Origin of the sequence: Kitasatospora cineracea (assembly GCF_003751605.1) — a bacterium.
GTDB lineage: Bacteria > Actinomycetota > Actinomycetes > Streptomycetales > Streptomycetaceae > Kitasatospora > Kitasatospora cineracea.
In genome coordinates this window covers 664,445-690,183 of sequence record NZ_RJVJ01000001.1, presented here as the reverse complement: position 1 = coordinate 690,183, position 25,739 = coordinate 664,445, and the positions used below count along the sequence as shown (strand labels likewise).

The 25,739-nt window shown below is 74.6% G+C and carries 23 protein-coding genes and 1 tRNA gene; 13 read left to right on the top strand and 11 right to left on the bottom strand.

Going from position 1 to position 25,739, the window contains the following annotated elements; all coding sequences use genetic code 11:
- Positions 1 to 52: 52 nt before the first annotated feature.
- A complete protein-coding gene (locus EDD39_RS03070; protein WP_123553257.1) occupies positions 53 to 1,360 on the bottom strand; it encodes an MFS transporter in 1,308 nt (435 codons plus the stop codon).
- A gap of 205 nt (positions 1,361 to 1,565) precedes the next feature.
- Positions 1,566 to 3,107 (bottom strand): potassium/proton antiporter, encoded by a 1,542-nt coding sequence (locus EDD39_RS03065; RefSeq protein ID WP_123553256.1) that lies wholly within the window; start codon positions 3,105 to 3,107, stop codon positions 1,566 to 1,568.
- Between the two features lie 218 nt (positions 3,108 to 3,325).
- Here EDD39_RS03065 and EDD39_RS03060 point away from each other — a divergent pair, with 218 nt between their 5' ends.
- Positions 3,326 to 6,070 carry a penicillin acylase family protein gene (locus EDD39_RS03060; RefSeq protein ID WP_123553255.1) on the top strand — a complete coding sequence of 915 codons (2,745 nt, stop codon included), beginning with the start codon at positions 3,326 to 3,328 and terminating at the stop codon, positions 6,068 to 6,070.
- A gap of 50 nt (positions 6,071 to 6,120) precedes the next feature.
- Here the strand turns inward: EDD39_RS03060 and EDD39_RS03055 are convergent, their stop codons facing one another.
- Positions 6,121 to 6,714, bottom strand: coding sequence for a 5-formyltetrahydrofolate cyclo-ligase (locus EDD39_RS03055; protein WP_244256581.1), 594 nt, complete (start codon positions 6,712 to 6,714; stop codon positions 6,121 to 6,123).
- A 64-nt stretch (positions 6,715 to 6,778) separates the two neighbouring features.
- Between EDD39_RS03055 and EDD39_RS03050 the strand changes: the two genes are divergently transcribed.
- The 8 genes from EDD39_RS03050 (at position 6,779) to EDD39_RS03015 (ending at position 13,029) form a co-directional block, all read left to right on the top strand.
- Positions 6,779 to 7,621, top strand: coding sequence for a GGDEF domain-containing protein (locus EDD39_RS03050; RefSeq protein WP_123553253.1), 843 nt, complete (start codon positions 6,779 to 6,781; stop codon positions 7,619 to 7,621).
- Positions 7,622 to 7,675: 54 nt separating this feature from the next.
- Positions 7,676 to 8,596 carry a UTP--glucose-1-phosphate uridylyltransferase GalU gene (gene galU, locus EDD39_RS03045; protein WP_123553252.1) on the top strand — a complete coding sequence of 307 codons (921 nt, stop codon included), beginning with the start codon at positions 7,676 to 7,678 and terminating at the stop codon, positions 8,594 to 8,596.
- Positions 8,597 to 8,620: 24 nt separating this feature from the next.
- Complete coding sequence (glp, locus tag EDD39_RS03040; RefSeq protein ID WP_123553251.1) at positions 8,621 to 9,934, top strand: molybdotransferase-like divisome protein Glp; 1,314 nt, start codon at positions 8,621 to 8,623, stop codon at positions 9,932 to 9,934.
- A gap of 115 nt (positions 9,935 to 10,049) precedes the next feature.
- The gene (gene moaC, locus EDD39_RS03035) at positions 10,050 to 10,487 is read left to right on the top strand and encodes a cyclic pyranopterin monophosphate synthase MoaC (protein ID WP_167519745.1); all 438 of its coding nucleotides are present in this window, start codon (positions 10,050 to 10,052) and stop codon (positions 10,485 to 10,487) included.
- Positions 10,484 to 10,975 (top strand): MogA/MoaB family molybdenum cofactor biosynthesis protein, encoded by a 492-nt coding sequence (locus EDD39_RS03030; RefSeq protein WP_123553249.1) that lies wholly within the window; start codon positions 10,484 to 10,486, stop codon positions 10,973 to 10,975. The genes moaC and EDD39_RS03030 overlap by 4 nt, the downstream gene beginning before the upstream one ends.
- Positions 10,972 to 11,598, top strand: coding sequence for a GNAT family N-acetyltransferase (locus EDD39_RS03025; protein ID WP_123553248.1), 627 nt, complete (start codon positions 10,972 to 10,974; stop codon positions 11,596 to 11,598). Before EDD39_RS03030 ends, EDD39_RS03025 begins: the two co-directional genes overlap by 4 nt.
- Before the next feature lie 151 nt (positions 11,599 to 11,749).
- Complete coding sequence (sepX, locus tag EDD39_RS03020) at positions 11,750 to 12,817, top strand: divisome protein SepX/GlpR (RefSeq protein ID WP_123553247.1); 1,068 nt, start codon at positions 11,750 to 11,752, stop codon at positions 12,815 to 12,817.
- 138 nt (positions 12,818 to 12,955) lie between these two features.
- Positions 12,956 to 13,029: transfer RNA gene (locus EDD39_RS03015), tRNA-Ala, on the top strand.
- A gap of 143 nt (positions 13,030 to 13,172) precedes the next feature.
- Here the strand turns inward: EDD39_RS03015 and EDD39_RS03010 are convergent.
- The 6 genes from EDD39_RS03010 to EDD39_RS02985 all read right to left on the bottom strand — a co-directional run bounded on the left by EDD39_RS03010 (position 13,173) and on the right by EDD39_RS02985 (position 18,250).
- On the bottom strand, positions 13,173 to 13,775 hold the full coding sequence (locus EDD39_RS03010) for a hypothetical protein (protein WP_123553246.1): 603 nt from the start codon (positions 13,773 to 13,775) through the stop codon (positions 13,173 to 13,175).
- A gap of 53 nt (positions 13,776 to 13,828) precedes the next feature.
- Positions 13,829 to 14,365, bottom strand: a complete 537-nt coding sequence (locus EDD39_RS03005) for a hypothetical protein (RefSeq protein WP_123553245.1) — start codon at positions 14,363 to 14,365, stop codon at positions 13,829 to 13,831.
- 2 nt (positions 14,366 to 14,367) lie between these two features.
- Complete coding sequence (locus EDD39_RS03000) at positions 14,368 to 15,528, bottom strand: acyltransferase family protein (RefSeq protein WP_123553244.1); 1,161 nt, start codon at positions 15,526 to 15,528, stop codon at positions 14,368 to 14,370.
- A gap of 81 nt (positions 15,529 to 15,609) precedes the next feature.
- Positions 15,610 to 16,254, bottom strand: a complete 645-nt coding sequence (locus EDD39_RS02995; RefSeq protein ID WP_123553243.1) for a response regulator transcription factor — start codon at positions 16,252 to 16,254, stop codon at positions 15,610 to 15,612.
- Positions 16,194 to 17,471: a sensor histidine kinase gene (locus EDD39_RS02990; protein ID WP_123553242.1), complete on the bottom strand. Its 1,278-nt coding sequence runs from the start codon at positions 17,469 to 17,471 to the stop codon at positions 16,194 to 16,196. Before EDD39_RS02990 ends, EDD39_RS02995 begins: the two co-directional genes overlap by 61 nt.
- The gene (locus EDD39_RS02985; RefSeq protein WP_244256579.1) at positions 17,468 to 18,250 is read right to left on the bottom strand and encodes a CPBP family intramembrane glutamic endopeptidase; all 783 of its coding nucleotides are present in this window, start codon (positions 18,248 to 18,250) and stop codon (positions 17,468 to 17,470) included. The genes EDD39_RS02990 and EDD39_RS02985 overlap by 4 nt, the downstream gene beginning before the upstream one ends.
- Positions 18,251 to 18,896: 646 nt before the next feature.
- Between EDD39_RS02985 and EDD39_RS02975 the strand changes: the two genes are divergently transcribed.
- Positions 18,897 to 21,089, top strand: coding sequence for a terpene synthase family protein (locus EDD39_RS02975; protein ID WP_123553241.1), 2,193 nt, complete (start codon positions 18,897 to 18,899; stop codon positions 21,087 to 21,089).
- 95 nt (positions 21,090 to 21,184) lie between these two features.
- Here the strand turns inward: EDD39_RS02975 and EDD39_RS02970 are convergent, their stop codons facing one another.
- Positions 21,185 to 22,111 carry a peptidase gene (locus tag EDD39_RS02970; protein WP_123553240.1) on the bottom strand — a complete coding sequence of 309 codons (927 nt, stop codon included), beginning with the start codon at positions 22,109 to 22,111 and terminating at the stop codon, positions 21,185 to 21,187.
- A gap of 2 nt (positions 22,112 to 22,113) precedes the next feature.
- Positions 22,114 to 23,451 (bottom strand): VWA domain-containing protein, encoded by a 1,338-nt coding sequence (locus tag EDD39_RS02965; RefSeq protein WP_123553239.1) that lies wholly within the window; start codon positions 23,449 to 23,451, stop codon positions 22,114 to 22,116.
- Positions 23,452 to 23,539: 88 nt separating this feature from the next.
- Between EDD39_RS02965 and EDD39_RS02960 the strand changes: the two genes are divergently transcribed.
- The 3 genes from EDD39_RS02960 to EDD39_RS02950 all read left to right on the top strand — a co-directional run bounded on the left by EDD39_RS02960 (position 23,540) and on the right by EDD39_RS02950 (position 25,653).
- Positions 23,540 to 24,388: an ABC transporter ATP-binding protein gene (locus tag EDD39_RS02960; RefSeq protein ID WP_123553238.1), complete on the top strand. Its 849-nt coding sequence runs from the start codon at positions 23,540 to 23,542 to the stop codon at positions 24,386 to 24,388.
- Positions 24,385 to 25,032: an ABC transporter gene (locus tag EDD39_RS02955; protein WP_123553237.1), complete on the top strand. Its 648-nt coding sequence runs from the start codon at positions 24,385 to 24,387 to the stop codon at positions 25,030 to 25,032. The genes EDD39_RS02960 and EDD39_RS02955 overlap by 4 nt, the downstream gene beginning before the upstream one ends.
- Positions 25,033 to 25,149: 117 nt before the next feature.
- Positions 25,150 to 25,653 carry a DUF1269 domain-containing protein gene (locus EDD39_RS02950; protein ID WP_123553236.1) on the top strand — a complete coding sequence of 168 codons (504 nt, stop codon included), beginning with the start codon at positions 25,150 to 25,152 and terminating at the stop codon, positions 25,651 to 25,653.
- The last annotated feature ends 86 nt before the right edge of the window (positions 25,654 to 25,739 follow it).

The following is a 25,739-nucleotide window of genomic DNA, read 5'->3' as shown; positions in this document are numbered from 1 at the left end:
GAGTGCTAACGACGGTCCATGATGCGGCATTCCGCGGGTGGAGTCCAGCCGCTCAGCCGCGTCGGGCGGCCGGTGCCGCCTCCTCGCGGACCGCTCCTCCCCGTGCCACGGTACGGGTCGCGGGGGCCGGAACGAGCAGCAGGCGGCGCATCGTGACGAGCGCCACCAGGCCGAGACCGGAGCCGGCCAGGGCGACGGTGAAGCCGAGCGAGGGTCCGGAGCGGTCGATCAGCTGTCCGGCGGCGGTGGAGCCGAGGGCCAGGCCGAGGCCGATCGAGCCGGTCAGCCAGGTGAACGCCTCGGTCTTGGCGCCGTCCGAGACCAGGGTCTCCACCAGGGTGAAGCCGGTGATCAGGGTGGGGGCGATGGCCAGGCCGCAGAACAGGCCCGCCACGGTCAGCGCGACCAGGTTGGGCATCGCCCACAGGGTGGAGCAGCCGAGCACCAGCAGCGCGTAGCAGGCGACCATCCGCTGCCGGGCGCTGCTGCGCCACGGGACCAGGCCGTAGAGCACGCCCGCCACCATCGAGCCGGTGGCGAACAGTCCGTAGACCAGGCCGCTGAGCCCGCCGGAGCCGGCGTCCTCGGCGAAGGCGGTGATCGAGACCTGCAGGGTGCCGAAGACGGTGCCCAGGCCGAGGAAGGCTCCGGCCAGCAGCCGGACGCCGGGGGAGGAGAGGGCGGAGGCGCGGCGGTCGCCGGGGGCGGCGGGGCCGGTGGGCGCGGGCGCGGTGTCCCGGCGGGCGGCGAAGGCCAGGCCGCCCAGCAGGGTGAGGGTGGCCTCGGCGGCGAGTCCGGCGGACGGGTCGACCAGGGTGGCGATGCCGGTGGCCAGCATCGGGCCGATGACGAAGGTGAACTCGTCGGTGACGGACTCGAAGGCGAAGGCGGTGTTCATCAGGGCGGGCCGTTCGCCCAGCCGGTGCACCCAGCGGGCCCGGACCATCGCGCCGACCTGCGGCACCGAGGCACCGGCCGGCGCGGCGGCCAGGAACAGCGTCCACTCGGGGGCCCCGGCACGGGCCAGCACGATCAGCGCGGCGACCGCGCAGGCGTGCACGACCACGGCGGGCACCAGTACGGCGGCCTGGCCGTACCGGTCGGCGAGCCGTCCGGTCTGCGGGCCGATCAGGGCCTGCGAGACGGCGGCGGCCGCGGCGACCGCGCCGGCCAGGCCGTAGGAGCCGGTGGTGTCGTGCACCAGCAGCACGATGCCGAGGCTGAGCATGGCGTACGGCAGCCGGGCGACCAGGGCGGGGAGCAGGAAGGTCCAGGCCCGGGGGGTGCGCAGCAGCGCTCCGTAGCCGGTGCCGCGGGGGCCGTGGGAGGTGGTGTCGTCGACCGGTCGGCGCGCCGCCACGGTCGGTCCTCTCTGCTGCCTGGTAGCGCCGCGCGGGTGGGACCGGCCGGGCGCCGAGGGTCGTCCTCTCGCGCGCCGACCGGGGCCGTCGCGCCGACTCTGCATCAGGCAGATGTGGAAAATCCGGGTGGAGATCCGGATGGAAATCAGGGTGGATCAGAATGTACAAGCGTATATCAGGGCGTTGCGCCTTCGGTTCGGAAGTTCAGCCGTTCTTCTTCCTTCCGTTGGAAGGCGTCCTCCGGGTGCCTGCGGGCAGCGCCTCCGCGTTGTGCAGCCACCCGGCGAGCTTGCCGCCGCGGTCGACGGCGCGCAGCCGGCGTTCGGCGGCCCCGGAGACCTCCTCGGTGGTGACCACCAGCAGTTCGTCGCCCTCGCGCAGCACCGTCATCCGGTCCGGCACGAAGCTGGCGCCCTCGCGGACCACCAGGGTGACGGCGGCGCCCTTGGGCAGCCGCAGTTCGGAGACCTCGACGCCGGACATCCGGGAGCCGGGGGAGAGCTGGACGGAGAGCAGGTGGCCGTGCAGCTTCTCCAGCGGCGCGGACTCGATGCCCAGGTCCTGGCCGATGTCGCCCTCGCCGATCTTCAGCCACTTGGCGACCAGCGGCAGGGTCGGACCCTGGAGCAGGGTGAAGACCACGACCAGGATGAAGACCACGTTGAACAGCTGCTGGGCGTCGGTGGCGCCTGCCACCAGCGGGATGGTGGCGAGCACGATCGGCACCGCGCCGCGCAGCCCGGCCCAGGACAGCAGCGCCTGCTCCTGCCAGGGCACCCGGAACGGCGTCATGGTCAGCAGCACCGACAGCGGCCGGGCGACGAACACCAGCACCGCCCCGGCCACCAGGCCCGGCACCAGGGCCGAGCCCATGCTGGCGGGCGTCACCAGCAGGCCGAGCAGCACGAACATGCCGATCTGCCCGATCCAGGCCAGCCCGTCGGCGAAGCCGCGCACCGCGGGGCCGTGCGGCAGCTTGGAGTTCCCGAGGATCACCGAGGCGATGTACGCGGCCAGGAAGCCGGAGGCGTGCAGCAGCGCGCCGCCCGCGTAGGCGAGCACGATCAGCGCCAGCACCGCGATCGGGTACAGGCCGGAGGAGGGCAGCGCGACCCGGCGCACCGCGTACGCGCCGAGCCGGCCGACCGCGTAGCCGACGGCCGCGCCGATCGCCAGCTCGACGACGATGGTGCCCACCAGCACGTACCAGGGGTCGAGCTCGCCGGTGGTGGCGAAGGCGACCACCAGGATCACCACGGGCGCGTCGTTGAAGCCGGACTCGGCCTCCAGCAGGCCGGTCAGCCGCTTGGGCAGCGGCACCATCCGCAGCACCGAGAAGACCGCCGCGGCGTCGGTGGAGGAGACGATCGCGCCGAGCAGCAGCGCGGTGCGCCACTCCAGGCCGACCAGCCAGTGCGCGCCGGCGGCGGTGACGAACACCGAGACCGCGACGCCGAGGGTGGCCAGCACGGCGGCGGCCGGGACCACCGGCCTGATGGCCTGCCAGCTGGTCTTGAGCCCGCCCTCGGCGAGGATGACCACCAGGGCGGCGTAGCCCATCACCTGGGTGAGCTCGGCGTTGTTGAAGCTCATGCCGAGGCCGTTCTGACCCAGCGCGACGCCGATCCCGAGGTAGATCAGCAGGGAGGGCAGCCCCGAGCGGGTGGAGATCCGCACCGCCACGACGGCGAACAGCAGGACCACGGCGGACTCGAGCAGCAGGGTGTTCAGGTGGTCAACGGTCACGCAGGGGCACCTCGGGCAGGGAGGGGAGCTACTGGCAGATCGTTACCCATCCTAACATTTTACTTGATCTTTACGCTAGTCCCTTCTTCCGCCCGGGCCGGGTAAGGTCCCCTGCGTGCCGTAGAACCGCCGCGGTGTCCCCCGTGCACGGCTGCCGGTGCCCTCGCCCTAATGTGGTGACCTGTCACGGCCGCACGCTCCCTCATACAAGGACTCGGATGCCCCGCTCGAAGAAGTTCCGGCGCGCACGTCTGATCATGATCCTGCTCGCCGTGCTGCTGATCGCGGGCCTGGTCGGCGGCGGCTGGTGGGCCGTGGACACCGTCCGCTCCTCCTTCCCGCAGGTCAGCGGCACCGTCAAGGTGGCCGGCATGTCCGCCCCGGTGGACGTGGTCCGCGACGACAAGGGCATCCCGCAGCTCTACGCCGACACCGACGCCGACCTGTTCCGCGCCCAGGGCTACGTGCAGGCCCAGGACCGGTTCTGGGAGATGGACGTCCGACGGCACATCACCTCCGGCCGGCTCTCCGAGATGTTCGGCTCCTCCACGGTCGAGCAGGACACCTTCCTGCGGACCATGGGCTGGCGCCAGGTCGCCGAGAAGGAGTGGAACAACCAGCTCTCCGACGACACCAAGCGGAACCTGACCGCCTACACCGAGGGCGTCAACGCCTGGCTCGCCGAACACCCCGGCGGCGCCGGCGCCTCGCTCGAGTACGCGCTGCTCGGCACGGTCAACTCCGGCTACAAGCCCGAGAAGTGGGACCCGATCGACTCGGTGGCCTGGCTCAAGGCGATGGCCTGGAGCCTGTCCGGCAACATGCAGGAGGAGATCGACCGCTCGCTGCTCACCCAGGACTTCAGCACCGAGCAGATCGAGCAGCTCTACCCGGCGTACCCGTACGACCGCAACGGCACCATCGTGAAGACCGGCAAGCTCTCCGCCGACGGCACCTACACCCCCGGCGAGGGCGCCACCGTGCCCCAGCTGCCCGGCTCCGCCGCCGCGGTCGACAGCTCGCAGGCCCGCGCCGCGAGCCAGGCCCTGATGGGCGACCTGTCCCAGCAGGTCTCCGCGCTGCCCCAGCTGCTCGGCCCGCAGGGCCAGGGCATCGGCTCCAACTCCTGGGTGGTGGCCGGCGCCAACACCACCACCGGCCTGCCGATGCTGGCCAACGACCCGCACCTCGGCCCCGGCATGCCGTCCATCTGGTACCAGATGGGCCTGCACTGCCGCACCGTCTCCGCCACCTGCGGCTACGACACCGCCGGCTACACCTTCGCCGGCATGCCCGGCGTCGTCATCGGCCACAACAAGGACGTCGCCTGGGGCTTCACCAACCTCGGCGCCGACGTCACCGACCTGTACCTGGAGAAGGTCACCGGCCCGGACACCTACCTCTACGACGGCAAGGACACCAAGTTCGCCGTCCGCAAGGAGACCATCAAGGTGGCCGGCGGCGACGACCGCACCATCACCGTCCGCACCACCCAGGACGGCATGCCGCTGATCTCCGACCAGTCCTCCGAGGAGCAGAAGGTCGGCCAGTACGCCCCCGCCGGCAACGCCGCCCCCGACCGGGCGGCCGGCTACGCCGTCGCCCTGCGCTGGACCGCGCTCGTCCCCGGCAAGACCATGGACGCCGTCTTCGAGCTCGACCGGGCCACCGACTTCACCTCCTTCCGGGCCGCCGCCAAGGACTTCGCCGTCCCCGCGCAGAACCTCATCTACGCCGACACCAAGGGCAACATCGGCTACCAGGCCCCCGGCCTGATCCCGGTCCGCGGCAAGAAGGGCGACGGCCGCTACCCCGCCCCCGGCTGGGACCCGGCCTACGCCTGGAACAGCAGCTACCTGCCGTTCAAGTCGCTGCCCTACGCGTACAACCCGCCCGAGGGCTACATCGTCACGGCCAACCAGGCCGTCGTCGACCAGAGCTACAAGCCGGTCCTCACCACCGACTGGGAGTACGGCACCCGGGCCAAGGAGATCGGCGACCTGATCCAGGCCAAGCTCAAGAACGGCGGCAAGATCTCGCTGGACGACATGCAGTCCATGCAGCTCGACAACACCAGCGTGATGGCCAAGGAACTCGTCCCGCTGCTGCTCAAGGTCAAGATCGACGACCCCTACGTGCGCGAGGCCCAGGACCTGCTCAAGGACTGGAACTACCACCAGGACGCCGACTCGGCCGCCGCCGCCTACTACAACGGCGTCTGGCGGGCCCTGCTCACCCTGGCCTTCGGCCAGAAGTTCCCCGCCGACCTCCGGGTCGAGGGCGACTGCCTGCTGGTCCGCCAGAAGCGCGACAACACCCTGCCCGACGACGCCCTCGGCGGCGCCGCGCAGGCCGTCACCGAGTGCGGCACCCGCAAGGCCGCCCAGGCCCAGCCGGACGGCGGCGACCGCTGGACCGAGGTCGTCCGCAAGCTGCTCGCCGACCCCAAGTCGCCCTGGTGGGACTACATCGACTCCGACCACCAGCAGCAGCACGGACTCGACAGCCTGCTCGCCGAAGCGCTCAAGGACGCCCGCCAGGACCTCACCTCGCGCCTCAGCAAGGACATCTCCACCTGGAGCTGGGGCCGCCTGCACCAGCTCACCCTGCAGGAGCAGACCCTCGGCACCGACAACTCCTCGATCGCCTCCGGCCTCGTCCACAAGCTGCTCAACCGGGGCCCCTACAAGCTCTCCGGCGGCAGCGCCGCCGTCGACGCTACCGGCTGGAACGCCGCCGCCGGCTACGACGTCGACTGGATCCCCTCCATGCGGATGGTCGTCGACCTCAGCGACTTCGACTCCTCCCGCTGGATCAACGTCGGCGGCGCCTCCGGCCACGCCTTCCACCCCAACTACAACGACCAGACCTCGCTCTGGGCCTCCGGTCAACTCCTGCCCTGGGCCTACAGCAAGGACGCGGTCGCCAAGGCGGGCAAGAACACCCTGACCCTGACCAACTGAGGCCGACGCCCCGACGGGGCCCGGGGAGCACCGCTCCCCGGGCCCCGTCCTCACTCCCCGAAGCGCGTCACGCCGTCCGGGGTCACCACCGCGTGCACCGGCAGGTCGTGCGGCTCGGCCGGGACCGCGGGCAGCAGTTCGGCCGGGTAGAGCAGGGTGGCCAGCAGCGGGCGGGCGCCGGCCCGGGTGAGACGGGCCAGGACCCGGTCGTAGGAGCCGCCGCCGCGGCCCAGCCGGGTGCCGCGGAGGTCGACGGCCAGGCCGGGGAGCAGCACGACGTCCGCGCCGAGGACGGCGTCGGGGCCGAGCCGGGGGCCGACGGGTTCGAGCAGGCCGCGGGCGGCGGGAGCGAGCCGCTCGTCGTCCTCGTACCGGGCCCAGTCCAGGTCGTTGTCGGGCAGCAGCACCGGCAGCAGCACCCGGACACCGGCACCGGCGAGGGCGCGCAGCAGCGGGCGGGTCCCCGGCTCCGCGCCGACCGAGACGTACGCGGCGACGGTGCCGCCCGGCGGGACCAGCGCGGCGGCGTGCCCGGCCAGGGCCGCGGCCGCGGCGGCGCGCTCCGGACCGCCGAGCGCCCGCCGTTCGGCGAGCAGGCGTGACCTCAACGCCGCCTTGTCGTTGGACAACCGATCCGCAGTCACCGTTCGATTCCTCTCAGCTCTGTCCCGCGCAGTGACACGAGCCTGACATGCCCGAGGCCGCCGCATGCCCACCCCGCTCCTGCTCCAGGCCCTGGCCGCGCTCGGCGCGGCCGCCCCGGCCGCCGCCGGCGTCCTCGCGCTGCGCCGCCGCCGGGACCGGGTCGAACAGGGCGGCCGGGAGGCGGAACTTCTGGCGAAGATCGCGGAACTGGCGGAGGAACGGGACGAACTGGTGCGCACCGCCTCCTGCGACCCGCTGACCGGCGTGTGGAACTACCGCCACCTCCAGCTCACCCTGGACCGCGAGATCGAACGCGCCCGCCGGGCCGAGGCCACCGCGATCGACCCCCGCCCGCTGGCCGTGCTGCTGCTGGAGGTCGACGGCTTCGACGCGGTGGTCGCCGAGCACGGCCGGACCCGCGCCAACGCGATGCTCCGCGACCTCGCCCAGCGCCTGGCGATGGAGATCCGCGGCTGCGACACCCTGGGACGTTACGGCGGCGAGGAGTTCCTCGCCCTGCTGCCGGACACCGGCCCGGAGGGCGCCGCGCAGGTCGCCGAGCGGCTCTGCTGGTCGGTGCGCCGCCACCGGCTGACGGACCGCCACCCCGGCGAGAGCGCCGCCCCGGACGCCCGCAGCGGCCTCACCGCCGCCGTCGGCCTGGCCGTGCTGCCCCGCGACGGCGCGCACGCCGCGCTGCTGCTGCGGGCCGCCGACCGCGCCCTGGCCGCCGCCCGCGCCGCGGGCGGCGACTGCTGGCGCTCCACCGAGCAGCTCACGAACGAACCGGCCGGTCCGAACGCTTCGTCGACGCCCGGTATGGTGTCTTCCGGCCCCGGCGGGACAACCCTCACCCCGCATGCGACCACCGTCGGCCCGGGCCCGACAGGTGACAGGCCCCAATAATCGTTTCACCCCGCTCTCAGCGGAGCGAAACGCCAGCCTCAGTAAGGTCGACGCATGACGAACACGCACGCCCGCCAGCCGGTCACCAAGGCCGTCGTCCCGGCCGCCGGCCTCGGCACCAGGTTCCTCCCCGCCACCAAGGCCACGCCCAAGGAGATGCTCCCGGTCGTCGACAAGCCGGCCATCCAGTACGTCGTCGAGGAGGCCGCCGCCGCGGGCCTGTCCGACATACTGATGGTCACCGGTCGCAACAAGCGTGCTCTGGAAGACCACTTCGACCGCGCCTACGAGCTGGAGGAGCTGCTCAGCCGCAAGGGCGACCAGGAGCGGCTGCGCCGGGTGCAGGAGTCCGTGCAGCTCGCCAGCATGCACTACGTCCGCCAGGGCGACCCCAAGGGCCTCGGCCACGCCGTCTCGGTCGCCGAACAGCACGTCGCCGGGCAGCCGTTCGCCGTCCTGCTGGGCGACGACCTGATTGACCCGCGCGACCCGCTGCTGGCCCGGATGATCGAGGTCCAGCAGGAACTCGGCGGCTCCGTCGTCGCGTTGATGGAGGTCGACCCCGCGCAGATCCACCTGTACGGCTGCGCCGCCGTCAAGGCCAACGGCTTCGGCGAGGACGTCTTCCAGGTGACCGACCTGGTGGAGAAGCCCGACACCGCCGACGCCCCGTCCAACTACGCCGTCATCGGCCGCTACGTCCTCGACCCGGCGGTCTTCGACGTGCTGCGCGAGACCCCGCCCGGCCGCGGCGGCGAGATCCAGCTGACCGACGCGCTGCGCGAGCTGGCCACCCGCGACGAGACCAGCGGCGGCCCGGTGCACGGCGTGCTGTTCAAGGGCCGCCGCTACGACACCGGCGACCGCGCCGACTACCTGCGGGCGATCGTCCGGCTGGCCGCCGAGCGCGACGACCTCGGCCCCGAGTTCCGCACCTGGCTGCGGCAGTTCGTGGCCACCGAGATGCAGGGCTGACCCACCACGAAGGAGCGTGAGGCGATGACCGGGAAGCACGACCCCTGCTGCGAGGGAGCCGACTCCCCGGCCTCGCCGCGCTCGTGGAGCGTCGACGAGCACCTCGCCGACGTCCTCGCCGCGGTCGCCCCGCTGCCCCCCATCGAGCTGCAACTGCTGGACGCCCAGGGCTGCCGGCTCGCCGAGGACGTGCGGGCCGCCGACGACCTGCCGCCCTTCGACAACAGCTCGATGGACGGCTACGCGCTGCGCACCGCCGACACCGTGCGCGCCACCGGGCAGTACCCGTCGGTGCTCGCCGTGGTCGGCGACATCGCGGCCGGCGCCGCCGACCTGCCCAAGGTCGGCCCCGGCCAGGCCGCCCGGATCATGACCGGCGCCCCCGTCCCGCCCGGCGCCGAGGCCGTCGCCCCGGTCGAGTGGACCGACGGCGGCACCGGCACCGGGCTGGCCGCCGACGCGATGGGCGCGCCCGTCGCCGACGAGGAGGTCCGGGTGCTGCGCCCGGTCGCCGAGGGCGCGCACATCCGCCGCCGGGGCAGCGACGTCACCGCGGGCGACACCGTGCTGGAGGCCGGCACCGTGCTCGGCCCCACCCGGCTCGGCCTGCTCGCCGCGATCGGCCGCGGCACCGTCAAGGTCGCCCCCCGCCCCCGGGTCGTGGTGCTCTCCACCGGCAGCGAACTCGTCCAGCCCGGCGAGGCCACCGGACCGGGCCGGATCCACGACTCCAACTCCTTCACCCTGACCGCCGCCGCGATCGCCGCCGGCGCCGTCGCCTACCGGGTCGGCGGTGTCCCCGACGAGGCCGCCACGCTGCGCGCCGTGCTGGAGGACCAGCTCGGCCGGGCCGACCTGATCGTCACCAGCGGCGGCGTCTCGGTCGGCGCGTACGACGTGGTCAAGGAGGTGTTCGCGGACTACGGCGGCGTCGACTTCCGCAGGCTGCGGATGCAGCCCGGCAAGCCGCAGGGCTTCGGCCGGATCGGCGCGGGCGCCGGGGTGCCGCTGCTCGCCCTGCCCGGCAACCCGGTCAGCGCGTACATCTCCTTCGAGCTGTTCGTCCGCCCGGTGATCCGCACCATGCTCGGCGCCCCCGACGTGCACCGCCCCGTGGTGCGCGCCGCGACCACCGCCGCGCTGCGCTCCCCGGCCGGGCGGCGGCAGTTCCTACGCGGCCGGCACCACCCGGCGGACGGCACCGTCAGCCCGGTCGGCGGCGAGGGATCGCACCTGGTCGGGGCGCTGGCGAAGGCCGACTGCCTGATCGCCGTGCCCGAGGACACGACCGCGCTGCCCGCCGGGAGCGCCGTCGATGTGGTCCTTCTCACGGACTGACCGGGGCGGGGTTGTACGGTAGCGCGAGATTCGCACCGTGCCACTGGAGCCACTCGTGACCGACACACCCCCCGGCGACCGCCTCACCCACGTCGACCGCACCGGCGCCGCCCGGATGGTCGACGTCTCCGAGAAGGCCGCCACCACCCGCGTCGCGGTGGCGGCCGGCCGGGTCCGGATCGCCCCCAGGGTGGTGGAACTGCTGCGCGGCGAGGGCGTCCCCAAGGGCGACGCCCTCGCGGTGGCCCGGATCGCCGGGATCATGGGCGCCAAGAAGACGCCCGAACTGATCCCGCTCTGCCACCCGATCGCGCTCACCGGCACCACCGTCGACCTGGCCGTCACCGACACCGCCGTCGAGATCACCGCCACCGTCCGCACCGCCGACCGCACCGGCGTCGAGATGGAGGCCCTCACCGCCGTCGCCACCGCCGCGCTCACCGTCATCGACATGGTCAAGGCGGTCGACAAGGCCGCCGCCATCGAGGACGTCCGGGTGCTCAGCAAGACCGGCGGCAAGAGCGGCGACTGGTTCAGGGGGGAGGAGCAGTGAGGGCGCTCGCCGTCACCGTCTCCAACCGGGCCTCGGCCGGCGTGTACGAGGACCGGGGCGGCCCGCTGCTGGTCGCCGGACTGCGCGCGATGGGCTTCGAGACCGACGGCCCGCAGGTCGTCCCGGACGGCGAACCGGTCGAGGCGGCGCTGCGCGCGGCCGTCGCCGCCGGGTACGACGTGGTGCTCACCACCGGCGGCACCGGCATCTCCCCGCAGGACCTCACGCCCGAGATGACCGCCCGGGTGATCGACCGGCAGATCCCCGGCATCTCCGAGGCGATCCGCGCCCACGGCCGGGCCGCCGTCCCCACCGCCGCTCTCTCCCGCGGCCTGGCCGGCCTGGCCGGACGCACCCTGGTGGTCAACCTGCCCGGCTCCACCGGCGGCGTCCGCGACGGCCTGGCCGTGCTCGCCCCGCTGCTGCCGCACGCCGTCGACCAGTTGGCCGGCGGCGACCACCCGCGGCCCGCGGGCGGTGCGCACTGAACGCGCCCTGGCCGGTCGAACTGGCCGAGGGGGACCTCGTGCTGCGGCCCATCCGCCGCCGCGACCAGGCCGAGTGGCAGGAGGTCAGCCGCCGCAACCGGGACTGGCTGCGCCGCTGGGAGGCCACCGTCCCGCCCGCCCCGCCCGGCCGCGCCCCGCTGCCCCGCCCCACCTACCGGCAGATGGTCCGCTACCTGCGGGCCGAGGCCGCGGCCGGCCGGATGCTGCCCTTCGTGGTGCTCCACCGGGGGCGCCTGGTCGGCCAGTTGACGGTCGGCGGGATCACCTGGGGCTCGATGTGCTCCGCCAACGTCGGCTACTGGGTGGACGAGGCGGTGGCCGGTCGCGGCATCATGCCCACCGCCGTCGCGCTCGCCGTCGACCACTGCTTCCGCGACCTGGGCCTGCACCGGGTCGAGGTGTGCATCCGCCCGGAGAACCGGCCCAGCCGCCGGGTGGTGGAGAAACTCGGCTTCCGCGCGGAGGGAATGCGCCCCCGCTACCTGCACATCGACGGCGACTGGCGCGACCACCTGGTGTACGCGCTCACCGCCGACGAGGCCACCGACGGGCTGCTGCGGCGCTGGCAGGAACTCAGGAACCGGCCGCCGCAAGAGAATTGAATGTGTGTTCGAATGTAGATATCGATATGGCATCGGGGTCGTGTCGACCCGTCACAAATACCGGCAAAATAGTCTGAGAATCAGCTTGATCACACGACACGCCGCGCCAAATTGCTGCAGTGCCTTCGCCCGCGCCCGTACCGTGTGAAACGTGAGCAGTAGCGGCCTTATCTACGCGGTCATCGTAGGGGCCTGGGCTGCCTATCTGGTGCCGATGTGGCTCCGCAGGCAGGACGAGCTCAACGAGTCGCGTCCGACGGAACGCTTCAGTACCGCGATCCGCCTGCTGGCCGGTCGATCGGCCATGGAGCGGCGCGCGGCCCGAGCCCTCGGCGACCAGACCGCCGACCAGCAGCACCCCGCCGGGGAGGACCCGGACGGGGCCCTCGCCGACCCCGCGCCCGCCGTGGCGCCCGACCCCGCCGACGTGCCCACCCGGGCCGCCGCCGCCGAGCCGGCCGCCGAACCGGCCGTTCAGGCCGCCGCCGAGCCGGTGGCCGGGCCCGCGGCCGCCGCCGAGGGCCGGGGCGAGCGTGAACGCGAGCGGGAGTGGGAGCGTGAACGCGAGCGGGAGCTCGGCGACCGGCGCTCCGCCGAGCGGCGGGCCCGGCTGCTCGCCCGGCGGCGGCGGATGGTCACCATGCTCTTCCTGGCCTTCGCGCTGGGCGCCGTGGTCGCCGCCGTGACCGGCTTCGCCTTCCTCTGGGTGCCCGCCGTCCCCGGCGTCCTGCTCACCCTCTACATCGGCCACCTGCGCCGCCTGGAACGGCAGCGCTACGAGGTCAAGTTCGACCGGACCCGGGCCGCGCAGGCCGCCGAGCGGCTGCGCGAGCGCGAACGCGAGCGGGCCGCCCGACCGGCCGCCGAGCCGGCCGCGACCCGCCCGGCGCCCGCCCCCGAGCCGACCGTCGCCACGGACCCGAGCACCACCCGGGCCACCGTGCTGGCCGAGGCCACCGAGCACGAGGAGTGGGCCGACGGCGTCCGCTCCCGGGCCGCCGCCGGGCCGGACTCCTGGGAGCCCGTCCCCGTCCCCCTCCCCACCTACGTCACCGCCCCCGTGGCCCCCCGCACCACCCGCGGGCTCGACCTCTCGGCCCCCAACACCTGGGACTCCGGCCGCCCCGCCACCCCGCTGTTCGACCAGTACGGCGCCGAGCCGGCCCAGCCCCCCGCCGCCGCGGACTGGTCGACCCGCCCCCGCGCCGCCAACGAGTAACCGCCCCGCCCCGCCCCGCCCCGGCCGCAACCCCCCCACCTGCGCCGGGGCGTTCGCGTTCCCCGGCGCCCCCGCCGCCGGACCGCTCCGACCATGGTCACGGGCACCTCCGCGGAGGTGATAGAGTTCTTTCTTGTTGGGGCTGTGGCGCAGTCCGGTAGCGCACCTCGTTCGCATCGAGGGGGTCAGGGGTTCGAATCCCCTCAGCTCCACCCGACAAAGGCCCTCCCGGGTAATCCGGGAGGGCCTTTGAGTATGTCCGGGGCCGGTTCGGCGGCATGGCGGTGCGTCAGTGCCGCGGGAAAAGCGGCGGCGGCCGGGGCGGGCGGGTGCGGCAGGTTCCGGAGGAGAGGGCCTAGTCCTCGATCCGGGAGCCGGACAGCAGCAGTCCGTCGGGGCCGCAGACCTCGATGCGCAGGCCGAACTCCGAGCGCAGGGCGGCGGCCTGCTCCGTGGTGGCCAGCAGGTAGTGGTCGTCGTCGTAGCGCTGCGGGCTCACCAGGCGGTGGAAGACCCGGGGGTCGTCGCCGCCCGGGGCCAGGTCCTGGATGCCCGTCTCGATGGCGCCCAGGTCGAGGTAGTCGTCCGACTCCTGCTGGATGTCCCAGCACTTCGCCACCCCGTTGACCTTGAAGTGCAGGTCCCGCCCCTCCTCGGGCTCGCCGACCAGGTCCACCTCGGTGACGGTGACCGCCCCGCCGGACAGCCGCTGGGCCTCCCGGAAGATGGCGCGGTAGCCGTACTCCGCGAAGTCGACGTCCTCGCTGTGCGCCTGGACGACCGCCTCGCAGAGGATCGTCACCGAGATCAGGCCCTGGGCCAGCCGCTTCGGCGGCAGCTCCGGCCAGTCGGCGGCGCAGTCGATCGCCCGGTCCGCCGACTCCCTGGTGGTGAGACCGAACTGGTGCAGCCGCTCGGCCAGGCGCTGGCAGGTGTTCATCCCCGTGTGCTTCCGCATGCCGACGATCCTGACAGACCGTCATGACACCCGGGGCCCGCAGGGGCGCGGGCTCAGGGCTTGAAGGCGGTCAGGTGCAGGACGGTGGTGCCGCCGTCCTGGGTACTGACGACGGTGCCGGCCGGGGCGGGGCCGAAGGTGTGGACCTGGTGGGAGAGGCCCGGGGGGAAAGCCCAGTCGACGTGGTCGCGGCGGCGCAGGACGGCGGTGTCGTGCAGGGCGGTGTCGGGGCCGGCGGGGGCCGCGGTGGCGTGCAGGGCGGTGAGGTAGGCGGCGGCGGTCGCGGCGGGGACGGCGAAGCGGAGGAAGAGGACGTCGGGGCCGCTCTCCGAGTTGTCGTCGCTGTAGTAGCGGACCCCGGTGGCGTCCGGGGGCAGGGTGACGCCGTAGTAGCGCAGCAGGGTGGGCAGGTTGCGCGGGCCGCCGAGGTTGGCGCAGTCGTACTGCCGGTAGGCGCGGGCGTCGTGCGGGTGCAGCGGCCAGCAGCCGCCCCAGGCGCGGCGCGCGCCGAGCAGGCCGCCGCCGAGGACGAGCAACACCACCAGCACCCAGGTCAGCGGCCTGCGGTGCCAGGCGCGGACAGCGGACATCCCTACCCCCCGGTGTTCCGTCCGCCGCTTCGTCCGTCGTCGTCGGGCCCGGGCGGGCGGCAGTTCCCCGGGATCATAGTCGGCGCCGGTGCCGGGGCGGGGGACGGCTGCCGGGCCCGCAGCAGCAGCCGCAGCCGGGGCGCCAGCAGCGGCCGCAGCAGCCGGGCCACCGGCCGGGTGGACAGCAGCAGGGCCAGCGCGCAGGCGGCGGCAGTCAGCACGGCCTGCCCGGCCGCCGAGCCGAGGAACGCCGTCCGGTAGCCGCCCGCCCGGACCAGCGCCAGCTGGGCGAACGGGTGCAGCAGGAACGCCGCCGTCCCGGTCGCGCCCAGCCCGTCGTACCAGCGGGCCCGGACCGGCACCAGGGCCAGGAAGCAGGCGCCCAGCACCGCGCCCGCCAGGTTGACCGCCGCCGACAGCACCAGCCAGCGCGGCAGCCCCGCGTGCAGCCCCGCCGCGCCCGCGCTCCGGTAGAACCAGGCCGCGTCCAGCCGCGGCACCAGCCAGTACGCGAGCAGCGCCGCCGCCCCGAACACCGGCGCCGCCGCCGCCCGCAGCCACCGGTGGCCGCGCAGCGCCAGCACCCGGCGGCGGTCCAGGACCAGCCCCGCGACGAAGAACGGCAGCAGCTGCAGCGTCCGCCCGATCGACAGCTGCGGCGTCAGCGGCAGCGCCCCCGCCAGCAGCGAGACGGCGACCGCGGTGGCCAGCGGCGCCCGCAGCCGGTGCCAGAGCGGGGCGCTCAGCCGCCACAGGAACAGCGACAGCAGGAACCAGGTCACCCAGACCGGGGTGATCAGGTCCGGCGCGAACGGGGCCCCGGCCAGCCGGGCCGAGTACCAGCCCAGCAGGGTGGTCCACAGCAGGTACGGGGCCAGCACGCCGCCCAGCAGCCGGTCGAGCTGCTCCGGGCGGGCCGCGAACGAGCGCGAGAACCAGCCGGAGAGGAACACGAACACCGGCATGTGGAAGGCGTACACCAGCAGGTAGGCGGCGTGCAGCATCCGGTGGCCGGGCATCCGCGCCAGCGGCTCCCAGAAGTGCCCGCACACCACCAGCACCGTCGCCAGCAGCCTCGCGCGGTCGAAGAACGGGTCGCGGGCGGTGGCGGGGCCCGCGGCGGCCGCGGGGGCGGGGCGGGCGGCCCGGGAGTCGGTGAGCACGGGTCTCTCTCCCCCCCGGTCGGAGCGCTGGCGGACCGCACGACTCTACGGGACCGGGCCGCGGCGGCCGGCGGGCCCCGGTCAGCGGCGGAGGTAGGCGAGGACGGCCAGCACGCGGCGGTTGGAGTCGGGGGTGTGGTCGATCCGGAGCTTGGCGAAGATCGCGGCCGTGTGCTTGGCGACCGCGCTCTCGCCGATGTGCAGCTCGGCCATGATCGCGGCGTTGGAGCGGCCCCCGGCCATCAGGCGCAGCACGTCGAGTTCGCGCGCGCTGAGGTCGGCGGTGGTGCCGCGGGCGGTGGAGCGGGCCATCAGGCGGGCGATCACCTGCGGGTCCATCACGGTGCCGCCCGCGGCCACGGTGCGGACCGCGTCGACGAACTGGGCGGTGCGGGTGACCCGGTCCTTGAGCAGGTAGCCGACCGCGCCGCGCCCGTCGGCGAGCAGCTCCTGGGCGTACAGCTGCTCCACGTACTGGGAGAGCACCAGCACCGGCAGCCCCGGCCGCTCCCGGCGGACGGTCAGTGCGGCCTGCAGGCCCTCGTCGGTGTAAGTGGGCGGCAGCCGGATGTCGACCACGGCCACGTCCGGCGCCGACTCCCGAAGGGCGCGCAGGAGTCCGGGGCCGTTGTCGACCGCGGCGGCGACCTCGAAGCCGTGGTCGGTCAGGGTGCGGGCGAGGCCGTCGCGGAGGAGGAAGAGGTCTTCGGCGAGGACGACGCGCACGGGATCTCCAGGGTCGCGGTGGTCGGGCCGCCCGGCGGGCTGTCCAGGGCGAGGGTGCCGTCGAGGGCGGCCAGCCGGCGGCGGACGCCGGTGAGCCCGCTGCCGCGGTCGGGGTCGGCGCCACCGCGGCCGTCGTCGCGCACGACCGCCCGCAACCGGCCGTCGGCGCAGCGGAGTTCGACGTCCACCCGGCGGCCGCCGGAGTGCTTGCCCGCGTTGGCGAGCAGCTCGGCGACGGCGAAGTAGGCGGCGCCCTCGACCGGGGCGGGCAGCCGGCCGGGCAGGTCGGCGGTGACCTCGACGTCCAGGAAGGAGTCCAGGGCGAGCGAGCGGACGGCGTCGGCCAGGCCGCGGTCGGCGAGCACCGGCGGCAGGACGCCGTGCACCAGGTCGCGCAGCTCCTGCAGGGCCCGTTCGGAGGTGGCCCGGACCTCGCCGAGCAGGCGGCGGGCGGTGGCCGGGTCGGCGTCGAGCAGCTGCTCGGCGCGGTCCAGGGTCAGCCCGAGCGCGACCAGGCGGGCCTGCGCGCCGTCGTGCAGGTCCCGTTCGATCCGGCGCAGTTCGGCCGCCTGGACGTCGAGGACCTCGGCCCGGCTGTCGGTCAGCTGGTCGATCCGCCGCTCCAGCCGGGCCTGCGCCGGGCCGTCCAGCAGCCGGGTCGTCCAGGCCGCGTACCGGGCCAGCACGGGCGGGGCGAGCCACAGGCCGGCGGCGGCGAAGCCCAGGCCGAGCAGGGCCGCGGCGAGCGCGCCGACGGCCGAGTCGACCGGGACGAAGGCGTACCAGTTGCCCGGGCCGAGCAGCTGCCACAGGAACGGCTGCACCAGCGCACCGGCCAGGCCGTAGCCGACCAGGGCGGGCGGGACGGCCACCAGCAGGCAGCTGCTCCACGGGGCCAGCCAGGACCAGGCCAGTTCGCGGCGGAAGCCGGGCGCGCCGAGCAGCGCCACCACGCCCGCGGGCAGCGGTTCGGGGGCGGCGGGCGCGCGGCCCGTCCAGCGGGCGAGCAGCGCGCGCTCGCGGTCGGCGCCGCGGCGCAGCAGCCGGGCGGCGGGCGGCAGCAGCGGCAGGCCGAGGCCGACCGGCAGCAGGGTCAGCGCGCCGCCCGCGGCCAGGCCGCGCAGGGACGTCACCAGGGCGCGCCACGAGGCCAGGTGGCAGCGGCCGAGGGCGAGCAGGGCGGCCCGGACCCGGACGGACTGCGGTCGCATCGTCATATCAGCGCGATGCTATCCGGGTGCCCCGCGCGCTCCGCGGGCCCGGCCCGACGGGCCGTCAGCACCCAGGGCAGCGCCACCAGGACGCAGGCCGCGCCGAACAGCAGCACCGGGCCGGTCGCCCCCGACTCCTGGTCCAGGAACAGCAGCAGGCCCAGGTTCACCAGCGCGTGGAAGGCACCCGCGACCGGCAGCCGCCACCGGCCCACCCGCTCCCAGGCGAAGCCCAGCAGCACCGACATCGCCACCGTCGCCGCCAGGAACCCCGCCGCGTACGCGGGGGACCGGGTGAACACCCCGACGTGCCAGCACCCCCAGGCCAGGCCGACCGCCACCGACGAGGCCCACGGCCCGAACCGCTCCCGCAGCAGCGGCTGCAGCAGGCACCGCCAACCGACCTCCTCCCCGCAGGCGCCCAGCAGTTGGGCCGCCGCGACCACCCCGAACGGCGCGGCCAGCGACCCCGGGTCGCGCACCGCCACCGGCACGCCGCACAGCGCCGCCCCGGCCACCGCGACCGCCGTGACCGCCACCGCGGACAGCAGCACCGCGAGCCCGGCCGGGCCCGCCCCGCGCCCGCCGTGCCCGGCCAGCAGCCGCCGCACCTGCCCCGGCCGCCACGCGGCGACCACCACCACCCCCAACGCGGGCCCGAACTGCGTCAGTTGCAGCACCTCCTCGGGCAGCCCCGTCGAGGGCTGCACCGCCCCCAGCGCCCCCGCCGCCACGAACGCCACCACCAGGAACAGCCCGCCCGGCCCGACCCACTTCCCGCGCACCGCACTCCACCCCTCGCTCGGAATCCCCTCCCCCCGACGATCCCGCGCGCGCCGCCCCGATCCACTGCACCCACCTGCCCGACGGGGGTGCAGCTACCTGCACCCCCGGGAGTCCTGACGGCCGCTCAGTCGTCCTCGAAGGGCTCCTCGCTGAACCGGAACCAAGCCCGGGGCGGGTCGATGTGCAGCAGGAACTCGGCGACCGGGCCGTCGGGGGAGTGCAGGGCGTAGTCCCGTTCGACGGCGGCGTAGGCGCGGTCGAACTCCCCCCACTCCTCCTCCCGGACCAGGCGGAGCGTCTCGGCGAACCGCGGCGCGGCCTCCGCCCAGCCCGGGCCCGGGGCGAACTCGCCCCGCAGCTAGGGAAAGTCCGCCTCGTCGATCCGGATCTCGCCGACCGGCTCGGTGCCGCGCAGCAGGCGCCAGGTCTCTTCGGTGAACAGGGTCATCCGGTCAGTCTCCCGCAGGGGTCGGACACCGGCCGGTGTCAGGCGGGCGCGCCGGTACTTCACTCGTACGAGTGGATTCGGGAATCCGGGCGGCCCAGCGGGGTACCGGTGACCGCGGGCCCGTGGGCTCGTTAGGCAGCGTGCCGATCTTCGTCGACGACACACCAATCCAGACGCACACCTAGGGGCGGGACCCAGTGGCTCAGCCGTTCGAACTGCCGGACTTCTACGTGCCGTACCCGGCCCGGATCAACCCGCACTACGAGGGGGCGCGGGTCCACACCAAGGAGTGGGCGCGGGGCTTCGGCATGCTGGAGGGGTCGGGCGTCTGGGAGGAGCACGACCTCGACTCGCACGACTACGCGTTGCTCTGCTCCTACACCCACCCCGACTGCGGCAGCGAGGCGTTGAACCTCGTCACGGACTGGTACACCTGGGTGTTCTTCTTCGACGACCACTTCCTGGAGATCTTCAAGCGGACCCTCGACCGCGAGGGCGGCAAGGCGTACCTGGACCGGCTGCCCGCGTTCATGCCGATGGACCTCGCGGACGGCTACCCGGAGGCCACCAACCCGGTCGAGGCCGGCCTGGCCGACCTGTGGCAGCGCACCGTCCCGCACATGTCGCCGCACTGGCGGGCCCGGTTCGCCGAGTCGACCAGGAACCTGCTGAACGAGTCGCTCTGGGAGCTGTCGAACATCAACGAGGGCCGGGTCTCCAACCCGGTCGAGTACATCGAGATGCGCCGCAAGGTCGGCGGCGCGCCCTGGTCCGCCGGGCTGATCGAGTACGCGGCGGACGCCGAGGTGCCCGAGCCGGTGGCGCACTCCCGGCCGCTGCGGGTCCTGCGGGACGCCTTCTCGGACGGCGTGCACCTGCGCAACGACCTGTTCTCGTACGAGCGCGAGATCGGCGAGGAGGGCGAACTGTCCAACGGCGTCCTGGTGCTGGAGACCTTCCTCGGCTGCTCCACCCAGCAGGCCGCGGACGCCGTCAACGACCTGCTCACCTCCCGGCTCCAGCAGTTCGAGAACACCGCGCTCACCGAACTGGGCCCGCTGTGCGCCGAGCACGCGCTGAGCCCGGCCGAGGTCGCCCGGGTGGTGGCCTACGTCAAGGGGATGCAGGACTGGCAGTCCGGCGGCCACGAGTGGCACCTGCGCTCCAGCCGCTACATGAACGGCGGCGGCGCGGCCGCGCCCGCCCGCGGCCCCCGGGGCCTGGGCACCTCCGCCGCCAACCTCCGGCTCGCGGCGGGCGTCCGCGGCCTGCGCAGCTTCACCCACACCCCGCACCGCCGGACCGGCCCGGTGCCGCTGCCCGACTTCCCGATGCCCTACCCCCTCACGCTCAACCCGCACCTGGACGGCTCCCGCGAGTACGCGGTCCGCTGGGCCCGCGAGTTCGGCCTGCTCGACCCGGAGCCCGGCGTCCCCGGCTCCGACGTCTGGGACGAACGCAAGCTCCGCGACTACGACTTCGCGCTGTGCGCCGCGGGCATCGACCCCGACGCCACCCCCGCCGAGCTCGACCTCTCCTCCGCCTGGCTGACCTGGGGCACCTACGCCGACGACTACTACCCCGCTGTCTTCGGCCGCCCCCGCGACCTGCTCGGCGCGAAGGCCGCCAACGAGCGGCTGCACGCGCTGATGACGCTCGACGGCAGCCTCCCGTTCGCGCCGCGCAACGCCCTGGAGTCCGGCCTCGCCGACCTCTGGCAGCGCACCGCCGCGCCGTTCGAGCAGGGCGCCCGGGCCGAGTTCCGCAAGGCGGTGGGGGACATGCTCGACAGCTGGCTCTGGGAGCTCGCCAACACCGCCCAGAACCGCATCCCCGACCCGGTCGACTACATCGAGATGCGCCGCGCCACCTTCGGCTCCGACCTGACGATGGGCCTGGCCCGGCTCGGCCGCGGCGGGGTGATCCCCGAGGAGGTCTGCGCGAGCGGCACCCTGCGGGCGATCGAGAACTCCGCCGCGGACTACGGCTGCCTGGTCAACGACCTGCACTCGTACCGCAAGGAGGTCGAGTACGAGGGCGAGTTCCACAACCTGGTCCGGGTGGTGGAGAACTTCTTCTCCTGCGAGCCCTCCGTCGCCGTCGACATCGTGGCCGACCTGACGGCCTCCCGGCTCGACCAGTTCGCGCACGTGGTCAAGAACGAACTCCCGCTGCTCAAGCAGGACTTCGCCCTCGAAGGCGAGGCCGAGCAGGCCCTCGACGGGTACGTCCGGGAGCTGGAGGACTGGATGGCCGCCGTCCTCAACTGGCACCAGCGGTGCGACCGCTACACCGACGAGGTGCTGCGCCGGCACTTCGCCCCGAAGACGGCTGTCCCGGCGGAGCTGGGCACCTCGGCGATGCGGATCCTGCAGGCGATCGGCCGCTGAGGCGCGCGGGGCACGGCGCGCGGAGCGCGGAGCGCGGGGCACGGAAGCAGGGGCGCGGTTCCCCGCGCCCCTGCTCGTGCACCCGGCCCGTGCCGCTACTGCCAGTTGCCGTTCTGCTGCGGCTGCACCGGCGGCGCCTGGTGCGGGACCGGGGCCGGGCGGTGCGGGTGGTGGTGGCCGCGCGGGTGCCGGGTGAGGGTGTAGCCGAGGACGCCGGCGAGGGCGGCCAGCACCCCGCCCGCAACGGTCCACCACCAGCGGGTGTTCCAGCCGGAGAAGAGGTCCGAGTACCAGTGGGACTCTTCCGCGGCGGGCGCGGCCGCGTACGTCGCGCTCGCGCTCGGCGCCGGGGTGGCCGCCGCGGCGGCGGCCGTCGCGCCGGCGTTCACCGGCGGCACCAGCGGGGCCTTCAGCGAGCCGCCCTCGGGCTGGGCGTCGTCCGCGCCGCCCTTGGCGGCGACGTGCACGTGGACGGTGGCGGCCAGGCCGAGGTCGGTCTGCGGGATGTCCGTGGTGGACAGCCGGACGTAGTACGTGCCGGGCAGCGGGTCGCCGGACCACGGCTCGGCCCAGGAGCGGATCTGCCGCAGCGTGCAGCTCAGCTGCAGGGTGGCGGCGCTCTGCTCGCCGGCGCCCTCCTGCGGGCCCGCGGTGCAGGACTGCCGGCGGCGCAGGCCGTCGAACAGCTCCAGCGACCAGGTCTGCGGGCCGTGCCGGTCCGCGGCGTCCGGCAGGGTGACCTTGACCTGGACGGTCGGGGTCTGGCCCTCGGCGGCCGGGAACGCCCAGTACAGGTAGTCGCCGGTGGAGACCGGGACGTCCGCGTCCTGGCCGGCGGCCAGCGTGGTCGCGGTCAGGAAGCTGGTGCCGACCGAGTTGAGCACCGGCTTGGCGGTGCCGGACGCCGAGGCGGACGGCGAGGCCGAGGCGGACGGGGACGCGGCCGAGGCCGTCGCCGGGGCCAGCAGCAGCAGGCCGGTGAACGCGGCGGCCGAGGCCGCGGCGGTGAGGAGCTTGCGCATGGTCAGTTCTCCCGCCAGACGGCGATCCGCCAGCGTGCCAGCCAGCCGAAGATCAGACCGGCGAGCAGGCCGGCCAGGGTCAGGACGCCGAGCAGGATCCAGCCGCGGCCCAGGCCCATCGCGGGGCCGTCCGGGGCCGGGGAGGCCGCGGCGACGTCCACCGTCAGCTCCAGCGGCAGGCCCGGGTCGGCCTGCACGCCCGCCTGCGCGGCGAACGAGTTGCTGACCACCAGGCAGACCGTCCGGACGTCCGCGGCGGAGCCGGCGCCCTTCGACGGGGAGGCCGAGGCGGAGGACGAGTCGTCCTCGGCGGCGGACCAGCGCACGCCGGTCGAGGCGACGTCGGTGCGGCCCGAACCGGCGTCGCTGCCGCGCACCAGCTCCTGGCCGCCGCTGTCGGTGGCCTGCAGCAGCACCCCGTAGTCCCGGGCGACCGCCCGGTCCGGGGTGACGCTGACCGAGGCGCGCAGCTCCTCGCCCGCCTTCACCGGCACCCGGTACACCCGGTGCTCGGAGAACTTCTCCCGGTCGGTGTACACGCCGGGCGTCAGGATCGGGGCGTCCGCGCACTTCTCGGAGCCGGCCACCTTGGCGGGCGCGATGGTGTGGGTGTCCTGGGCGCGGTTGACCAGCTGCTTGACGCGCTTGGTCAGCTGCTCCTGGGTGCGGACGTCGGTGAAGGTGCCGCCGGTGGCGTTGGCGATGCAGATCAGCTGCTGGCGGGTCTTGTCGTCGTGCGCCAGGCCCAGCGTGTCGACCACCAGGTGGATGCCCTGGCTGGCCAGTTCGCGCGCCACGTCGCACGGGTCGGGCGGGGCGCAGGTGTCCTCGCCGTCGGTGATCAGCACGATCCGGCGGGTGGTCGGCCCGGTGCCCAGGTCCTGGGCGGCGGCGCGCAGCGCGATGCCGATCGGGGTCCAGCCGGTGGGGCGGACGGTGGCGACGGCCGTCTTGGCCTCCACCTTGTTCGTCCTCCCGACCGGGTAGAGCTGCTGGGTGTCCTTGCAGCCCTCCTTCTGGTCGTTGCCCGGGTAGGTCGCGCCCAGGGTGCGGATGCCGAACTCGGTCTCGTCCGGCAGCGCGTCGATGACCTCCTTGATCGACTGCTGGGCGACCTCCATCCGGCTCTTGCCCTGGATGTCCATGGTGCGCATCGACCCGGATCCGTCCAGGACCAGGTCGACCTTGGGCGCCTCGGTCGCGGCGGGCGGTGCCCCGGGCTCGTCGGCGTACGCGGGGAAGCTGCCCAGCGAGGTGCCCACGACTATCGTCAGGGCCCCGAGCAGGGCGGCCGCGCGGGCCGTCCGTCGTGGTGTGGTGGTGGTGATCACCCGCCGCATCCTAGGGACCGTCAGTTCGAATCACCCAACGCGGGTGGTGGGCGGCCGCCTACCCTGAACGGACGGACGGAGCAGGCGAGGAGAGCGCATGACGGTGCGTCTGGCCGGGGTGGGGAAGCGCTACGGGCGCGGCGGGCCGTGGATCCTGCAGGGTGTCGACCTGGTGCTGGAGCCGGGCGGGATCGTCCGGGTCGAGGGGGCCAACGGCAGTGGGAAGTCGACCCTGTTGAAGGTCCTGGCGGGCATCGAGCGGGCCGAGCGGGGCACGGTGCACGCCCCCGGCAGCCGGGCCTACGTGCCCGAACGCTTCCCGCCCGCGCTGCCGTTCGACGCCCGCGACTACCTGTGCCACCTCGCCCGGGTCCGCGGCCTGAGCGCCGACCGGGGGCGGCGGCGCGCCGACCACTGGCTGGAGCGCTTCGGCATCACCGGGTACGCGGGCACCCCGATCGGCCGACTCTCCAAGGGCACCTGCCAGAAGGTCGCGGTCGCCCAGGCCCTGCTCGCCGAGGCGGGCCTGCTGCTGCTGGACGAGGCGTGGACCGGCCTCGACCGGGCCGCCCGCGGCGAACTCGACGCCGCCGCCACCGAACGGGCCGCCGCCGGCGGGCTGGTGGTGTTCGTCGACCACGACCCGGCCCGGCTGGCCGGCCTCACCACCGCCGGGCATCTCGTCAGCAACGGCGCCCTGCACACGATCCCGCCCGTCCGGGCCGACGAGGACGGCCCCCGCGCGGTGGTGGTGGTCCGCGCCGAGCGCCTCCCCGAACACCTCCCCGGGAACCCCGGGCGCAAGCCGCTCGCGGACGGCACCGTCCGCCTCGACGTGGCCGCCGCCCACTCCGACACGCTGCTGCGCCGACTGCTCAACTCGACGCCGCCGGTGCACGTCCACAGCGTGGCCGGGCCCGAGCACCCCGAAGGAGTCCGGCCGTGACGCTGCGCGTGCTGACCCGCTACCACCTGGAACTGCTGGTGCGCTCGCAGCGCTGGCTGGCCCCGGGCCTGGCGTACCTGGTGGTGCTGGGCCTCGGCCTGTCGGGCGGGGACGACGCCTCCTCGGCGGCCGCCTTCTCGGCCGGGCTGCTGGTGCCGGTGACCGGCTGGCTGGTGCGCGGCGCGGTGGGCGCCGAACCGGCCCAGTCGCGGGCCTGCCTGGTGGCGGCGGCGGGCTGGGCCCGGGTGCACCTGTCGGCGCTGCTCGCGGCGGCCCTCGCGGGCCTGGCGCTGGGGGCGCTCGGGCTGCTGGCGGTGCTGGTGCTGGGCAGCGGGGTGTCGGGCCCGGCGGTGGCCGGGGGCGGGCTGGCGACGCTGGTGTGCGCGCTGTCGGGCGCGGCGGTGGGCGCGGTGTGCAACCGGCCGGTGGTGGCGGGGGCGTACGCGGTGCCGCTGGGGCTGGGCGGGGTGGTGGCGGTGCTGCTGGTGCCCGGGTCCCCGGCGAACGCGGTGGTGCGGGCGCTGGTGCTGGGCGCCCGGCAGCAGGGGCCGGGCCTGCCGTGGTGGACGCTGCCGGCCGCGGCGGCGCTGGCGGCCGGGTGCTGCTGGGCGGCGGTGGCCGCCGCGGTGCGGCGCGGCGACTGAGCGGCCCCGCGCCGGGCGGCCGGAAACGGACACACCGGGTCGGATCGGGTCGAACGCGGCAGCCGGTGGCTAGGGTGCTGGGGGACGTGCCCAACGCCTGTCGGAAGGAAGCCCGCCGTGAGCAACCTGTTCGCGATCGCCTACCCGGATGTCCCCACCGCGCAGAAGGTCCGTGACGAGCTGGTCGGCCTGCAGAAGCAGAAGCTGATCGACCTCGAGGACGTCGTGGTGGTCGAGCGCCGCGAGGACGGGAAGATCAAGCTGCACCAGGCCATGTCCAACACCGGCATGGGCGCGGCCTCCGGCGCCCTGTGGGGCGGCGTGATCGGCCTGCTGTTCTTCATGCCGTTCCTGGGCGCCGCGATCGGCGGCGCGACCGGCGCGGCGGTCGGCGCCTCCACCGACACCGGCGTGGACGACAACTTCATGCGCCAGGTCGGCGAGAAGCTGGAGCCCGGCAAGGCCGCGGTGTTCGCCCTGGTCCGCTCGGCGACGCAGGACAAGGTGATCCCGGCGGTCGCCCAGTTCGGTGGCGAGCTGATCCAGACCTCGCTCAGCCACGACGAGGAGGAGCACCTCCGGGAGATCGCCAAGGCGGCGTACCCGGCCTCGACGCTCTGACGCATCCACGGACTCCCTCCGGCGGGGTGCCGGGCGCGCGACGCCCGGCACCCCGCCGTCCGTGCCCCTTCGAGCTGGCGAGGACG

What these genes read in the sequence shown, in the direction of transcription:
- EDD39_RS03010 (WP_123553246.1), bottom strand. Translation starts at nt 13,775, where the DNA reads ATGCGGAAGCACACGGGGATGAACACCTGCCAGCGCCTGGCCGAGCGG.
- moaC (WP_167519745.1), top strand. Translation starts at nt 10,050, where the DNA reads ATGGTCGACGTCTCCGAGAAGGCCGCCACCACCCGCGTCGCGGTGGCG.
- EDD39_RS03060 (WP_123553255.1), top strand. Translation starts at nt 3,326, where the DNA reads ATGCCCCGCTCGAAGAAGTTCCGGCGCGCACGTCTGATCATGATCCTG.
- EDD39_RS02965 (WP_123553239.1), bottom strand. Translation starts at nt 23,451, where the DNA reads ATGCGGCGGGTGATCACCACCACCACACCACGACGGACGGCCCGCGCG.
- glp (WP_123553251.1), top strand. Translation starts at nt 8,621, where the DNA reads ATGACCGGGAAGCACGACCCCTGCTGCGAGGGAGCCGACTCCCCGGCC.
- EDD39_RS02960 (WP_123553238.1), top strand. Translation starts at nt 23,540, where the DNA reads ATGACGGTGCGTCTGGCCGGGGTGGGGAAGCGCTACGGGCGCGGCGGG.
- EDD39_RS02990 (WP_123553242.1), bottom strand. Translation starts at nt 17,471, where the DNA reads ATGACGATGCGACCGCAGTCCGTCCGGGTCCGGGCCGCCCTGCTCGCC.
- EDD39_RS03005 (WP_123553245.1), bottom strand. Translation starts at nt 14,365, where the DNA reads ATGTCCGCTGTCCGCGCCTGGCACCGCAGGCCGCTGACCTGGGTGCTG.
- EDD39_RS02970 (WP_123553240.1), bottom strand. Translation starts at nt 22,111, where the DNA reads ATGCGCAAGCTCCTCACCGCCGCGGCCTCGGCCGCCGCGTTCACCGGC.
- galU (WP_123553252.1), top strand. Translation starts at nt 7,676, where the DNA reads ATGACGAACACGCACGCCCGCCAGCCGGTCACCAAGGCCGTCGTCCCG.
- EDD39_RS03050 (WP_123553253.1), top strand. Translation starts at nt 6,779, where the DNA reads ATGCCCACCCCGCTCCTGCTCCAGGCCCTGGCCGCGCTCGGCGCGGCC.